This is a genomic window from Sphingomonas tagetis (genome assembly GCF_024211275.1).
Lineage (GTDB): Bacteria > Pseudomonadota > Alphaproteobacteria > Sphingomonadales > Sphingomonadaceae > Sphingomonas > Sphingomonas tagetis.
On sequence record NZ_JAMLDX010000004.1, the window covers coordinates 315545 to 328786 of the forward strand.

General features: G+C 65.4%; 16 protein-coding genes and 1 pseudogene. 9 read left to right on the forward strand and 8 right to left on the reverse strand.

The genetic code is table 11. The annotated features are described in order from the left end of the window. Positions 1 to 38: 38 nt before the first annotated feature. From M9978_RS07925 to M9978_RS07950, 6 genes are all read right to left on the reverse strand, one after another. On the reverse strand, positions 39 to 215 hold the full coding sequence (locus M9978_RS07925; protein WP_254292471.1) for a DUF3606 domain-containing protein: 177 nt from the start codon (positions 213 to 215) through the stop codon (positions 39 to 41). 233 nt (positions 216 to 448) lie between these two features. Next, on the reverse strand, positions 449 to 751 hold the full coding sequence (locus M9978_RS07930; RefSeq protein ID WP_254292472.1) for a hypothetical protein: 303 nt from the start codon (positions 749 to 751) through the stop codon (positions 449 to 451). A gap of 19 nt (positions 752 to 770) precedes the next feature. After that, complete coding sequence (locus M9978_RS07935) at positions 771 to 1028, reverse strand: CsbD family protein (RefSeq protein WP_254292473.1); 258 nt, start codon at positions 1026 to 1028, stop codon at positions 771 to 773. A gap of 532 nt (positions 1029 to 1560) precedes the next feature. Continuing rightward, on the reverse strand, positions 1561 to 2796 hold the full coding sequence (locus tag M9978_RS07940; protein ID WP_254292474.1) for an META domain-containing protein: 1236 nt from the start codon (positions 2794 to 2796) through the stop codon (positions 1561 to 1563). A 529-nt stretch (positions 2797 to 3325) separates the two neighbouring features. After that, complete coding sequence (locus M9978_RS07945; RefSeq protein WP_254292475.1) at positions 3326 to 4417, reverse strand: pyridoxal phosphate-dependent aminotransferase; 1092 nt, start codon at positions 4415 to 4417, stop codon at positions 3326 to 3328. After that, positions 4417 to 7032: a TonB-dependent receptor plug domain-containing protein gene (locus tag M9978_RS07950; RefSeq protein ID WP_254292476.1), complete on the reverse strand. Its 2616-nt coding sequence runs from the start codon at positions 7030 to 7032 to the stop codon at positions 4417 to 4419. Before M9978_RS07950 ends, M9978_RS07945 begins: the two co-directional genes overlap by 1 nt. A 377-nt stretch (positions 7033 to 7409) precedes the next feature. On the opposite strand from M9978_RS07950, the gene M9978_RS07955 reads away from it, so the two are divergent. The 6 genes from M9978_RS07955 (at position 7410) to M9978_RS07980 (ending at position 10651) form a co-directional block, all read left to right on the forward strand. Further along, positions 7410 to 7892, forward strand: coding sequence for a hypothetical protein (locus tag M9978_RS07955; protein ID WP_254292477.1), 483 nt, complete (start codon positions 7410 to 7412; stop codon positions 7890 to 7892). Between the two features lie 441 nt (positions 7893 to 8333). Further along, positions 8334 to 8894, forward strand: coding sequence for a LuxR C-terminal-related transcriptional regulator (locus M9978_RS07960; protein WP_254292478.1), 561 nt, complete (start codon positions 8334 to 8336; stop codon positions 8892 to 8894). Between the two features lie 57 nt (positions 8895 to 8951). Beyond that, positions 8952 to 9308 carry a hypothetical protein gene (locus M9978_RS07965; RefSeq protein WP_254292479.1) on the forward strand — a complete coding sequence of 119 codons (357 nt, stop codon included), beginning with the start codon at positions 8952 to 8954 and terminating at the stop codon, positions 9306 to 9308. Positions 9309 to 9349: 41 nt separating this feature from the next. Continuing rightward, on the forward strand, positions 9350 to 9814 hold the full coding sequence (locus tag M9978_RS07970) for a hypothetical protein (RefSeq protein ID WP_254292480.1): 465 nt from the start codon (positions 9350 to 9352) through the stop codon (positions 9812 to 9814). Continuing rightward, entirely contained in the window at positions 9769 to 10368 is a 600-nt protein-coding gene (locus M9978_RS07975) for a JAB domain-containing protein (RefSeq protein ID WP_254292481.1), read from the forward strand. The genes M9978_RS07970 and M9978_RS07975 overlap by 46 nt, the downstream gene beginning before the upstream one ends. 34 nt (positions 10369 to 10402) lie before the next feature. Beyond that, the gene (locus M9978_RS07980) at positions 10403 to 10651 is read left to right on the forward strand and encodes a hypothetical protein (protein ID WP_254292482.1); all 249 of its coding nucleotides are present in this window, start codon (positions 10403 to 10405) and stop codon (positions 10649 to 10651) included. A gap of 7 nt (positions 10652 to 10658) precedes the next feature. Here M9978_RS07980 and M9978_RS07985 read toward each other — a convergent pair whose 3' ends face one another. Next, positions 10659 to 11510 carry a hypothetical protein gene (locus M9978_RS07985; RefSeq protein ID WP_254292483.1) on the reverse strand — a complete coding sequence of 284 codons (852 nt, stop codon included), beginning with the start codon at positions 11508 to 11510 and terminating at the stop codon, positions 10659 to 10661. Between the two features lie 185 nt (positions 11511 to 11695). On the opposite strand from M9978_RS07985, the gene M9978_RS23060 reads away from it, so the two are divergent. The 3 genes from M9978_RS23060 (at position 11696) to M9978_RS07995 (ending at position 13158) form a co-directional block, all read left to right on the forward strand. Then, the gene (locus M9978_RS23060) at positions 11696 to 11824 is read left to right on the forward strand and encodes a hypothetical protein (RefSeq protein ID WP_302053853.1); all 129 of its coding nucleotides are present in this window, start codon (positions 11696 to 11698) and stop codon (positions 11822 to 11824) included. Positions 11825 to 11901: 77 nt separating this feature from the next. After that, positions 11902 to 12099 (forward strand): hypothetical protein, encoded by a 198-nt coding sequence (locus tag M9978_RS07990; protein WP_254292484.1) that lies wholly within the window; start codon positions 11902 to 11904, stop codon positions 12097 to 12099. Positions 12100 to 12132: 33 nt separating this feature from the next. Continuing rightward, positions 12133 to 13158, forward strand: a complete 1026-nt coding sequence (locus M9978_RS07995; protein WP_254292485.1) for a class I SAM-dependent methyltransferase — start codon at positions 12133 to 12135, stop codon at positions 13156 to 13158. Here the strand turns inward: M9978_RS07995 and M9978_RS08000 are convergent. Then, positions 13155 to 13242: pseudogene (locus M9978_RS08000) on the reverse strand (integrase catalytic subunit); the annotation flags it as partial. The gene M9978_RS07995 and the pseudogene M9978_RS08000 sit on opposite strands and share 4 nt — an antisense overlap.

Genomic DNA, 13242 nt, shown 5'->3' on the forward strand with positions numbered 1-13242 from the left:
GCCGGCGGGGCCGGACGCTCGCTATCACAGGCGTTTCATCACCGATTTAGATACTCGCGCACCTTGTCTGCCGAATTTCCGACCGCTTGCACGGCTTCGCGAAGCCGTTCCTCGCTGACGCCGAGGCTTTGGGTCCAGTCACGCACTTCATAGTCCTCGGACAGGCTGATGCGATCCCGGTCAGGGCTGCCGTTATTCAGCTTGTCGTCCGCCATCATGGGTCTCCCTCAGCCCTTTGGAATCCCTGAGCGCGGCACCGGTTCCACCGTCACTTCGCAATGGTGGCGTGTTCGTTCGCGCGGCCATCGCCGCGTCGACGGCTGCAGATCCATCCGCATGGGCGGCGTTGCCGGGTGCGCAACATGCGCAGGTGCGGCGCTTTCGCCCCTCGGTACGCGCGACCAGCGCCCGCCGCTCTTTCCGGTTCATTCGCCAACCTCCTTGTCAGTCACGCTGCGCTGTCAGGCGGGGGTTCCGCCGCATGGGAGGGGAGAAGTGCAACCAACTCTGCGATCGCGTCGCCTTCCAGCGATGCGTGCGTGGTCCCGTTCAGAACCAATGGGCGCTCGGGCGTAAGGACCGCGACTTCCTGATGGGCAGCGTCCAGCCGCCCCCATTCGGCGACCGCCGATGCGAGGCTGGTCACTTCAGCGACCTCGCTTTTGCCCCGAGGGACATTTTCGAGGGCCGCGCTCATCCGCCAGTCGATATGATTGGTCTGCGTATCCCCGCCCCAACTTGCTTCGCTCATAATGGTGTCTCCACCTGGATCAGCGCCGACCGCGCAGCGTGTTCAGCAGGGCGAGCGCAGCGACACCAACCAGCGCGGCGCTGGTCCAGGGACGCGCCTTGGCGAAGTTCCGCGCCTTGTCCGTGATCGGCGCATCGCCAGCGAAATGCTCTCGAAAGGCGTCGGTCAGCGCTGTCTTGCCGTTGCTCGGCACTGCGGCGTCGGCGGAGACATCGGCAGGCGCGTTGCCGGCATCGTTTGCAGATGGAGTCTCTGGCGCAATCGGCGTTCTGGGCATGTGGGTCTCCGGTTTTCAGTGAGTGATTGAACGCCCGAAATTGAAAAATGGCCCTGCGGTCAGCTTCACGACATCGGCGGAGTGCGACAGCAACCAACCTTGTTATGGACTGCCCGCAATCCCTTGCGCACCGCGGCTGTCGTTCAAGGAGCCGAGCTGCGCGACGGAAGCGATATGGAGCCCTTCATGGTTAGATACATTGCGTTCTTGCTGATCGCCTTCTTGCTGACATTGGCGTCAGTGGCGATCCAACCGTCAACGGACGAGCGCGCGATGTACGGCTCCGAAGGACCTTGGGAACTTAACTGGAAACCGCGCGCGGTCGCGGGGTGGCCGGCGCCCTTCCTGGCCGATAATCCAAGCACGTCGGTTCCGTTTCAAATTGGGGTGGAGGACGAATTTCGGCCGGGACCGTTCGTCGCGACCTGGAGCTTCTGGATCCTCGTGACGCTCGCGATATCAGGTGCATTCAGGCGTCGGCGGAGGAAGTGTCGGCGCGGCGAGATCGTGACGGTCGCTCAAAGGGCGACGATCAGCTGCCGAACGGTCGTGGGGCGCCCTTCCGGCACATGCCCAGCAGGCCGCGGCTCGTACGCAGGATCAGGCGGCCTTGTTCGTCGAACGCGAAGCCATCGGGCCGCGCGACGGCCAAAGTCGAGATTCCGCCGCCGATGCCGACGGGCTCGCCGGGTCGATAGGCGGCGGCGAGGCTCGAACACGCCTTTGTCTCCGCAAGTCGCAGGGTCAGCGACGGCCCCTCAGCCGCGTACCGCGCCGTACACCCTGCATTGTCGCGCATCGCGGCCTGGTCGATCGTCAGGGTGACCGGCCCTTCGTGATAGGCACCGAGCAGCGTATTGCCGCACGCTTCATATTCACCCTCGAGCCGGCGGTCGGCTGGCGCGGGACGACGCAGGGTCATGCCTGGCCCGCCGGTGAAAACCACGCGCTCGTTCTGCATGCGATAGCCGGTCAGCGACGTGATGGCTTTTGCGATGGATGCATCTTCGGCTGCGTCCTCGGGCGGGCAGCCCATCGCGGTCGAGACGACCGGGCCCTTGATCGTGATCCGGCCGGGGGCGGGGCGTTCGAAGCTCGTGCCCATGCCGTTGCAGTCGGCCGACGCGCCGATTGATCCTCGCGTGATCGTCAGGGTCGCAGGCCGGCGCTCCGTGACAAGCCGCTTGCCCCCGATGGCTTCGATCAACCATCGGCCGGCAAGCTCCGGGTGCGGCTCGACCGGCCGCTTGAGAAGTGCGACCGTGCCGTCGGGGTCGGTCAGGATCAGCATATGCTCGTCGGGTTGCCGCCATGCCACGGTGCGATCGAGGAAGCTGGCGAGGCGCCGTTCGCTCGCCGCGGCGGACTGACGGACCGCAGCCTCCGCGCCAGTGCATTTGCCGATACGGATCAGCTCCAGCCGGTTTAGCGCAAAGCGCTCGCCGCTAAGCTGATAGAAGGCCGGGAAGCCGCCCCCGCACCCCGCTGAGTGATTGAGGAAGCCGCCTGCGCTGAAGTCGATCCACGCCTTGAACGGCGTGAAGTCATCATTGCCGATACGGATGACCCGCCACTGGCCGCCGAGCGGATCAATCTGACGCAGATAGCTCCCATCGTCAGTCGCGCTTCCGTTGGGCTGCGGCGTCGCAGACGCGTCGAGTGTCGGGCTGGTCGGCGCTGAACAGGCTGCCACGAACGTCGCCGCAACGAGAAATGCCAGGCGGCGCGGCGCCGCTGCCGTGCCTGGAGCACCAGGACCGGCACCCATCGGATGCGCCTTGATGGCGAGACGGCGTCTGAGGGCCGGGCGCAGAGGCCGAGCCTGCAACCCCCATGTCCGCGTCCGGCTGCTGATCACTTGGCACTCCCAATGCAATGGGTGACGATGATGGCATGTGCGGGTGCCGCGAAGCAATTCCCGTCAAGCCACGAACCGATGATCGGCGAGTTGGAACGCGGGTGTCGGGCGGATGGCGCGGTCGTCGCACTCCGTGCACAGTCGTCGCACATTTCTGGCAGGTGGCGGTCTTCCTGCCGGTGGAAGGCGGGGGCGCAGCCGGCAAGTTTCTCGTGGCATTTGCTGGCCCGGATTGTTGCCTTCGCAGGATCGGCGCGTGGGTGGATAGGTGGGGCATGAAGGCGAGAAGGGCGCGGCTGATTTGGGCCGCATGCATGCTGTGCCGCAACTTGAGTGGTCTGCCGAACCACTGCCCTCCGCAGTCAAGCTATTGAGCTTCGAGCAAGTAGCGCCGAGCAAAGCGCGCAGCGGCGCAAATAGGGCCCATCAAAGAGGGTGCTCACCGCCACCGGCGCAGTATTGCGAGGACACGGGCATTTTCCTGCGGTCGACCGATCGTGATCCGCAGCCAGTCCGTCAGTGGCGGAAACGGTCGCGCGATATCGATCCCGTCGGCACGCAGGCGGTCACGCAGTTGCGCTGCCTGCGGCGGCTTGAAGAAAACGAAGTTCGCCCGGCTATCGGTCCGGGGCCAGCCGCGCTGATCGATCAGACGGTTCAGCTTATCGCGCTCGGCCAGCGTCGCCCGACGCACGGTGCGGACATGCGCCTGGTCCGCCAGCGCTTTACTTGCGGCGGCGAGTGCGAGCCGGCTGAGGCTGTGCGGCGATCCGATCCCGGCCGCGCGCAATCCTTCCGCCAACGCGCGCGGCGCGACGGCATAACCGATCGACAGGCCCGCCAGGCCGTAGATCTTGGCGAGCGTGCGGAACACCAGCACGTTGCGGCCAGCGCGGACATGGGGGATGGCTGTTTTCTCGGCGAAGGCGTCATATTCAAGATACGCTTCATCGACCACCACCAGCGTGCGTTGGGCGGCGGCCTCGATGAACCGGTGCAGCGCCTGGGTCTCGTTTGCGGTTCCCGACGGGTTGTGCGGGTTGACCAGTGACACCGCCAGCGTGCGGTCGGTGATCGCGCGGGTCAGCGCCGGCAGGTCATTCTCCAGGTTGGCATCCAAGGGCACTGGCACGCCCCGCCCGCCGAGCGGCGCGGCGGAATCGATCAGCGCCGTGTAGCCGGGCGCTGAATAGACGATCTCGCCGCCGCCGGGGCGCTGCCGGGCGAGGAACAGACCGAGCGGCTCGAGCACCTCGCCAAGCACGACCTGCGCAGGATCGACCCGTTCAATCGCCGCGATCTGGCGGGTGAGCGCATCGACCTCGCTCTGATCGACATAGCGCTCGATCCCGCTCGCCGCTCGCGCAATCGCCGGTGCGACACGCGCAGACGGGCCCCATGCATTCTCATTAAGCGAGAGGCGCGCGCGTGCCGCCGCCGTCTGACCGACCGCGCCCGGCGCGGTAGCCAGCGCAGTGGTCGCCGCACTGAGCGCCAGCCATTCGCGTCGGGACAGGATCGGCTGGGTCATCAGAAGCGCACCCCCGCGCGGACGTAATAGAATGCGCCGCTGAAGCCGGCGGGCGAGAACTCGCTATACGGGAAGGCGCCGAATGTGTCCGCCCCAGTTAGCGCAGGCGTCGATCGGATGTTCTGCGTCGGGTAGACGTTGAAGATGTTGTTGGCGCCGAACGTCACATCGAGGTGCCGGTTGACATGACCGGTAAAGCTGAAGTCGGTCACCCATTGCGGGCGTAGCTGCTGAATCACATCGACATTGCCAGCCGCGCCCGATTCGGTCGGCTGCGTGCGGAACGGCGTGTTGCCCTGCGCGATCAGCGCGACGTTGGCGGCCGACTGGTTCGTCAGCGCCACCTGCTCGACTTTGCCATAGCGCGTCGTGCGTGCGTCGAGCGTGAAGGGGCCGACGTTCCAGTTTGCGCCTAGCGCGATCTTGTCGCGCGGCTGGCCATATTCGAAGCGCGTCCGCTCGTTGACGTCGAACAGCGGCGTGGTGATGCCGAGCGCGGTGATCTGCGACGGCGTGGCCGACACGCGGCGCAGGCGGGTCTCGTTGTAGTTGTAGGCCGCGCTCAACCTCAGTTCGCCCAGTCCGCCGATCGATCCGCGCCAGGCAGCGGTGATGTCGAGCCCCTGGGTGCGCGAGTCCACCGCGTTGGTGAAATAACGCACGCTGGTCACGCCGGGGATGCCGAGGCCGGTGAGATAGTCGCGCAGGCGGCGGCTGCCCGCGGCATCGACATAGTTGGACGAGAGCGTGATGCGATCGTCGATATCGATGTGATAATAATCGGCCGACGCGGTGAACCCGCCGCTCGCGAAAGTGACGCCGCCGCCGTAGTTGACCGATGTTTCAGGCTTGAGCGGTTGTGCGCCAAGCGCCTGGGCCAGCGCTGAGCCGACTGGCGCGGTCCGCACCAGCACGAATTCGGGAAAGCCGGTCGTGTTGTTGACGATCGTGCGGCTGCTGGTCGAGCTGAAATATTGCTGGGCAAGCGCCGGGGCGTGGAAGCCGGTGCCGATCGATCCGCGCAAAGCGAAGCCTGCGGGCAGTTCGACACGGGTCGAGGCCTGGCCGTTCCAGGTGTCGCCGAAGTCGCTGTAATCCTCATAGCGTCCGGCAAGGTTCACCTGCCAGCCGGCGATGGGTTCGGCGGCGAGTTCGACGAACGCGCCGATCGCGCGGCGGCTGACATCGACTTCGTCGGCCGGCTGGATGCCGGCAAAGCCCTGGCTGCCGATCGTCGGGATCGCGCCGGTGCCGGGGCCGTCGAGCACGCGCGCCGGACCATATTGATAGCTTGCCGGCTCACCGCGCGTGATCCGATAGCCGTCACGGCGATATTCGGCGCCGAACGCGATCTCGACCGGGCGCGCGAACCCGACATCGAACGCGTTCGAAACGGTGAGGTTCGTGGTCCACTGCGAATTGGCATATTCGCCATTGTAGAAGGCGGTCGGGCTGGCCGCGCCCAGCGTGGCGTTCAGCGTATTCTCGGTCCGATACTCGATCGCGTTGCCACCATAGATGCTGGAAAGGTCCCATTTCCAGCTGCCGATCTCGCCGCGCAGCCCGATGGCGGCGCTGTAATCGGTGCTCTCCGTGTTGATGAACGGCAGGAAGCCGTTCGGATAGATGGCGCGGACATTCTCGTCCTGTCCCGCTCGGCGGAACGAGGCGTTGGAATGCGCTTTGCTCACGCGATAGGCGCCGAAGCTGTAGAGCGTCACATTGCCCAGCGGCTTTTCGAGATTGCCGACGAGCGACCAATCCTCGACATCGCCCTGGTCGGCGAAGCGCCAGACGTTGCGGTCGACGCTCGCGTCACGCGGGTCGAGCCGGGTGCCGGCGACGCCGCCCGGCGGGTTGAGGCCGGTGCCCGCGCCATAGCGCGCGGACAGCGGCTGCAGCGAACCATTGGGCGCGATGCCGAAGTAGAATTGCCGCGTATCCGGCTCGGCGCGGTTCGCCGCCTTGTGATCGCGATAATAGCCGGTCAGGTTGACGAAGCCGTCCTCGCCCAGCTTCACGCCGCCGCCGAGCGAGAATTCATAGGTGTCGCCGCCGCCGTCATAGGTCGTGCCGGCGCTCGCGGTCCCATGAAACTCGGTATCGGTGCGAAGCAGGATGTTGATCACGCCGGCGATCGCGTCCGAGCCATAGGTGGCAGACGCGCCGTCGCGCAGGATTTCGATCCGCCCGACCCCCGCCGCAGGGATTTGATTGAGGTCGGTCGGGGTCGACCCCTTGCCGATCGTGCCGCCGGTATTGACCCAGGCGGCCGTATGCAGCCGCTTGCCGTTGAGCAGCACCAGGGTCTCGTCCGGCGACAAACCGCGAAGCGAAGCGGAGTGGATGTGCGTGTTGCCATCCGGCGTGGTCGGGGTCGCAAAGGCGAAGGACGGCGCGAGCTGTCGCAGGATCTCAGTGGTCTCCTGATAGCCGGACTCGCGGATTTCCTCGCCGCGCAGGCTGTCGATCGGGACGGGCGAGGTGGTGACGGTGCGCTCGCCGACGCGTGAGCCGGTGACCACGATGTCAGTGCCGGCCGGGGAAGACACTTCCTGCGCGATGGCTGGCGTGGAAAGAACGAGCGCGGTTCCGGCAAAGAGAAGGTGCTTCATGATGACCCCTTGGACAGCCGATGCGAATGCCGGCATTTGAGAGTGCTACATATTCCTAGTCGGCTGATGGGAAATGATAGTTTTGTTGGGGCGACACCTAGCTGCCGTTTGGGTCGAGGTTCATCGCGCGGCGAGGGAACTAGTCCAGTGCAGCAGCTTTGAGCCGCCTATCAGCAAGTCCCGAACCGCTTCTCGGCACCATTGCGGGCGCCCCGATTTGATCGCGCATGATGTTGCAGCGGAGCCTGCCTGCCGGCCCGAGGAGCCTAAAATTCCATGCCTTACAAAAGGTTACGGCCTTTTGATTTGCTCGACGCTCGAAGACGCAATAGCTTTCAGTCCGTAAGGTCGCCTGACTGTGGTGCATGGAGGATGAGTTGAACAAGAAGTCGCGAGAGGAGAGGGACTTCCGGCCGGCGATGGATGCGCTTGCTTTCCAATCTGGCGTGTTTCCCGCCGATCAGGCGGGAGCCGTCGCAGGAGACGATGCTGCTCGGCTCCGTGTGGCTCAGGCCTGGCAGCGCGCGAACCAGTTGCTGAGCGACGTGTTTGACCCAGCGCTCTTCGCCAGTCCGGCATGGAGCATCATGCTCGAGCTGTTCATCGCGCAAGCCGCCTCGCGGGCGGATGCGGACAGGCCACAGGCGAGCGATGCTGATTTCTCGAGTGCGACGCGAGCGCGTTACCTCACGGCCCTGGCCGAGCGCGGCTGGGTCGAGACCGCTGGCCAGGCTGGTTGCCGAACGGAAACGGAGGCGCGACTGACGCAGCTAGGGCTGGAGTTCGTCGTGCACGCGCTCGACGGTGTCATGATCAGCAACCAGCGGCATGGCATCGGCCATTTGCGCGTCGTCCAGTAGGTCAATCGCGAACTGAAGATGGCAGAGCGCACCATTGATCCGGCGCCGGCGGTCGGCGTCGTCGGCAGCAAGCGCGTCTAGCGTAGCCATGGCTTCGCGCAGTTGCGCGATCGGCGCGACCAGTTCGAGATCCCTACGTCCCTGCATTGCTGCCCCGCTGCATCGACATCTCCAATAAACCTCATTTCATCGGCGACGCGATAACGCAGGTTATCTGCCGCTCCGATGAACGGGTGGCGTCGGTGAGTTTTCACGATCAATAGGCTGCCGCAGCACGCGTCGAGGCTCTGACGTCCAACGCTGCTGCGCTGCCTGCGATGAGCAAATCGAGGCGCATCGACTTCAAAATTGCTCAGGAACGCTCATCAGCGCGGCGCGAGCCTGCAGCGGCCAGGTACCCTCGCACGGCAAGCCGTTGCGATTGTTCAGCTTGTATTTACCATGACCGAGATGCGCTGGGAACGAACCGCCCTTCTCTCCGAGCAGCAAATTGCGCTGCTTCGTCTCGCGCAGACGCACGGCACGGAGAGCAAGCGGATCGCCTCGCAGTCCGACTACAGCCCGACGACGATCGACACTTACATGTCCGAGATCCGCCGAACACTTGGCGGTCCGTCGCGGCCCGAGGCTGTTCGCCTCCTGGACACGTGGCAGACTCATTCTAGAGATTCTAGATCGAGATTGCGGGACCTTGCCCGGACCGCCCGGTCGCCCGATGAATTTGAGCAAGCGATCGACGCCGACGTTACGGAAAGCGTGGATCGCGAAGCCGGGGGGCGACCAGTGCTGCGGGAAGAGCGTGCTCTTTTCGACATGCGGGCTCCCTCCAAGCCCTGGTGGCACCCGTCCCAATGGGGGGAGGATGTCGCCTTCACCGCCCGGGAGGTCCTGTACGGGATATTGGCACTGGCCGTGATCGCGATCGTCGCTGCGTTCGTGTTGCTCGCATCCGCCCAGTCGCTTCAGCACACCCTCCTGTCCCTGATCAACGGGCGAAACTGAACACAAGCCTTTCAACTCAAGTCAACCGCGAGCTCCAGCTTCGCGGAGGGAGATCCTATGCACGATGTAATCAAGGCAGCGACGAAGCTGTCCGAAGCGTTCATGCCGGCCGAGCGCTCGCAAAACGAGGCCGCGCTGCAGGCCGCTCGCAGTCTGACGCTTGCGCTCGAGCTGCGCGACAAGCCGCCCTTCAAGGGCCAGCCCCGCGCCGCTGCTGCTGCGACCGCGCTTGCCCGCGGCGCCGCGCTGTCGGTCGAAGCGAGCTTCGTGCTCGAAGCGGCGCATCGCGATTTCGCCCGCATGCTGCCCAGCACCGGCCTGCCTGAGCTCGGCTGGGGCTGCTCGGGTGATTGCCCCGACATCAAGAAGCCGACTGGCGAAGTCGTCGACTTCCCCGCCGCGGTCGCTGCATAACTATCGTTGACGAAGGCGCTCCACCGTGTTCCGAAAAGCGGATGCCGATGCCCAACCCCTTGCTCGTTTTCTTCGTGGCATATTTCCTGTTGGTCAGCGGCTTCGCATTCTGGAAGGGTGGGGCGCCAGAGCGGTTCGTCGCCGGTTCCTTTCTGACAGCCTGGGTGCTCAGCATCGCGCTCTCGCCGGCGAAGGACGTCCGGTTTCAGACGGTCGAGGTCGGCATCCTGGCGATCGATCTGACGCTGCTGGTCGTGCTGACGGGCGTCGCGCTTCGCGCCAATCGGCGCTGGACGATCGTGACGGCCGGGCTTCAGCTGGTGATTGTTATGGCGCATCTGGCCAAGGCGGCCGACCCGAGGCTGATCCAGGCGGCCTATGCCTACATCACCGAGAGCTGGCCGATCCTGCAGATCACGGTGCTTGCGGTGGGCACGGAGCTCTACCGGTGCCGACGGAGGTGCGAAGGGAGCGTGCGCTCCTGGTCGAGATCCTCGCGCCGGTAACCGATCGGCCTGAAGTTGCAGCCGACGCGTTGCTCGCTTCGAACCGGGATCTTGGCTGGATCGTCACCGCCGACAGCCGGGTCTTGGCCATGTTATGCCGCGACCGCGCCGTGGTCGCGCATCTCGAGCGCATCCGAGCATTGCTTGCCCTCTCGCTGCGGCATCAGGTGTTCGACCGGCCGCTGATCGATAACATCCCCAAGGTCGTCGACTATCTCAACTTCGAGATCGGGCGGCGGGCTGACGAGCGGCTTGTCGTGCTGTTCCCCGACGCCAAGGGCAAGGTCGCCGACGAGCTGTATCTCGACGGCGGCGCGGATACCGTGGTCGTCTGCACGCGCAGCATCCTGCTGCGCGCGCTGCTGACCGGCGCGGTCGGCGTCGTTCTGGCCCACAACCACCCATCCGGCGATCACACGCCGAGCAAGGCCGACATCGCCGTGACCCGCGAGCTCGCCCGGGCGCTGCGCGCCGTCGACGTGCGGCTGCACGACCACCTGATCGTCGGCAACGGCACGGGCTACACCAGCATGCGCGAGCGAAACTTGCTGTGACGCTGCTCACTCATCTTCTTCAGGAGCGAAGCTCGTGACCTATCCATCATTCGTCGATCACATGCGCCAAAGCCATGGCCCCAATTGGACGGTCGGACGCCGCGCGCCGCCTGGCGCCGTCGCATTGAGCCAGACTGCGTTCGACGAGGCGATGCGAGGCTGGGCGATCGATCATCCGGCCTATCGGCTCGTACTGACGCTGCCCGATTGCGAGGAACGCGCATTCATCTGCGATGCCGTGCTGCGGCAGCTGGGTGTCCGGTCTGGTTCACACCCGAAGTAGATCGCGGCTAGCTGCTCCTGCGTTCGGCGAGCAGGCCGAAATAGGCCGCCATCGCCGCCTCGGCGTCCCTGCTGAGGTGCAGGAAATGACGCCTCTTGTCGTTGGGGTCGGGATGACGCTCGAACAGGCCTTGGTCGGTCATCGTGCCGATCCAGCGCAGCGCAGTCGTCGGCGGCGTTGCCGCTGCGATGCACAGGCTCGAGACGCAGGTCGAGCGGTTCTCGAGGCGGCTGAGGAACAGGTCGAGCAGCATGTCCCAGGCGGGATCGGCGAAGAGCTCGCTGTCGAAGAAGCGGTCGCGGGCGCGCCGCTCCCAGATCGCCTGCTTGACTGCTTCGATCGTTACCGCGTCCGATCGTGGCGTCGCGCTCTGATCTTCCGTCAGTTCGCGCAGCGCAGCCGCGAGACGGTCGACCTCGCCGCGGACCTGCAGCAGCCGCGAGGCGTGCGACGTGCCGCTGTCGTGAAGGGTGCGCGCCGGCGCTCGCGCGATGCGAAGCAGGGCTTCGGCCCACTCCGCCTCGTCGAGATTGCACAGGATCTCGCAGGGTATGTCGAGCAGGCCCTCTGCGACCATGTCGAGCTCGTCCAGGGTGACCGAAGCGACAGCTCGTACCGGATCGACCTTCGCATGTTCGGTCAGGCGATGCAGGAAGTGCCAAAGCTGGTCCGGGTCTGCGCCTATTGCCTCGATGAGCAGCAGGTCGAACGGCATTTCAGATAGAACGAGTTCGACATCGAGAAAGGTCGCGACTGCGCGGCAGCGGATTTCGGCGCGCGCGAGCGCCTCGACGCCGGGCCGCGCCCTTTCGTCATCCTGAGCGACGACGACGGCTGTCAGCTTGTCCCATTCGCCCATTCGACCCTCCTGTCCGGCAAGAGCCTAAAACATGAACGAGCGCAGTGGAGGCGTTTATCTCCGTTTCGGAGCAAAAAGCTGGGTATCGACCGGGGGCGACGGGCCTCGCGTGGCAACGCGCCGGGCGGTTCAAGCCCTCGCTGAAAGGACTTTCCTACAAGCGCCGGCTTTGCTTGATGGTTCGAATGGGCGACGGACCGCGATGGCGCGAGAGGGCGGAAGCGATCGAATATGCGATCGTCACCGTGTTGCTGCTCGGATCGTTCGTTGCGGGCGCGCTGGGCTTCGTCAGATGGCTGGTCGGGGAAGGGTGATCGTCCGCAGGCACCCGGAGCCGGCCAATCTTGCCGGCTGGCTGGGCAAGGGCAACCCGAGCGGATAGCATCGGTGCATGATCGAGGATCGTGAGGTCTGGGCCTGCGCCAATATGCTGATCAAGCAGCATGGCGGAGACGCGTGGCTCGTCGTGTCGCAGCGCGCCGACGAACTGCTCGAGCAGGGCGAGATAGAGGGGCATCGCACCTTCCTGCGCATCCTCAGGCGGATCGAGGATCTTGAACGGACCGGGCCAGTTGGCTCGCTGCATTGACGGTTTGACGGCGCACGATCGGATCGCTGATGCTTGGTCGCGACATTCTGTCATGACGGGAGGCGGTGGCTGAGCGGCTACGAGCAGATCATCGCGGGCTATGACGGCGCCGCTGGCCAGTTGGCGGCGGCCTATGATGCGGTGTCCGCCGATCGCCTGTTTGCGGCGGTCATCGATCTCTTGCCGACATCGGGCCTGGCGCTCGACGTCGGCGCGGGATCCGGGCGCGATGCGCGTTGGTTGAAGCATCGTGGCCTCGATGTCGTCGCGGTCGAGCCGGCCGGCGGGCTACGCGACCATGGCGCTGCGCTCGGCCTGGACATTCGCTGGGTCGATGACCGCCTGCCGGCGCTCGATCAGGTGCATCGGCTCGCGCTCTCCTATGATCTGATCACGCTCTCGGCGGTGTGGCAGCATGTCGCGCCGGCGGATCGAGGGCGGGCCTTCCGCAAGCTGGTCACGCTGCTCCGGCCAGGTGGTCTGCTGGTGATGACGCTGCGATCAGGTCCGGCGCCTGCCGATCGCGCGATGTATCCGACCTCCAGTGGCGAGGTGGAAGGGTTGGCTCGCGCTTATGGTCTTGAGGTGCTCAAGGTTGTGGCCAGCGACGACCTTCGGGGGCGGCATGAGGTAAGCTGGACCACGATCGTGCTCCGTATGCCTGACGATGGCACCGGCGCCTTGCCCTTGGTGCGCGGCATCGTGCTCGGCGATGACAAATCCTCGACCTACAAGCTGGCGCTGCTGCGCGCGGTCGCCCGCATCGCCGAGCAGACGCCGGCCGCCGCGATGCCAGCGGCGGGGCAGGAGGATGCCGTCGAGGTGCCGCTCGGGCTGGTCGCGCTGATGTGGATCCGCATGTATCTGCCGCTGGTCCGGCAGGGACTGCCGCAAGCGCCGCGTAATAGCGGACCGGACGGATTGGGCTTTGCGAAAGCCGGGTTCCGGCGGCTGCTGGCCGACCAAGTCGATCCGTCCGAGCTGCGGGTCGGGGCCGTGTTCGAGGCGGACCGCGCTGCAGTGACCAGCCCCCACCGAGTGGTCCGAGCGGATTGTTAGTGCATTGACGCTTCCATCTCCAGTGTTGGCCGTAGGTGGAGCGAAGCGGAACCGGAGGGCGACACTGGAGATGGGACGGCCTCC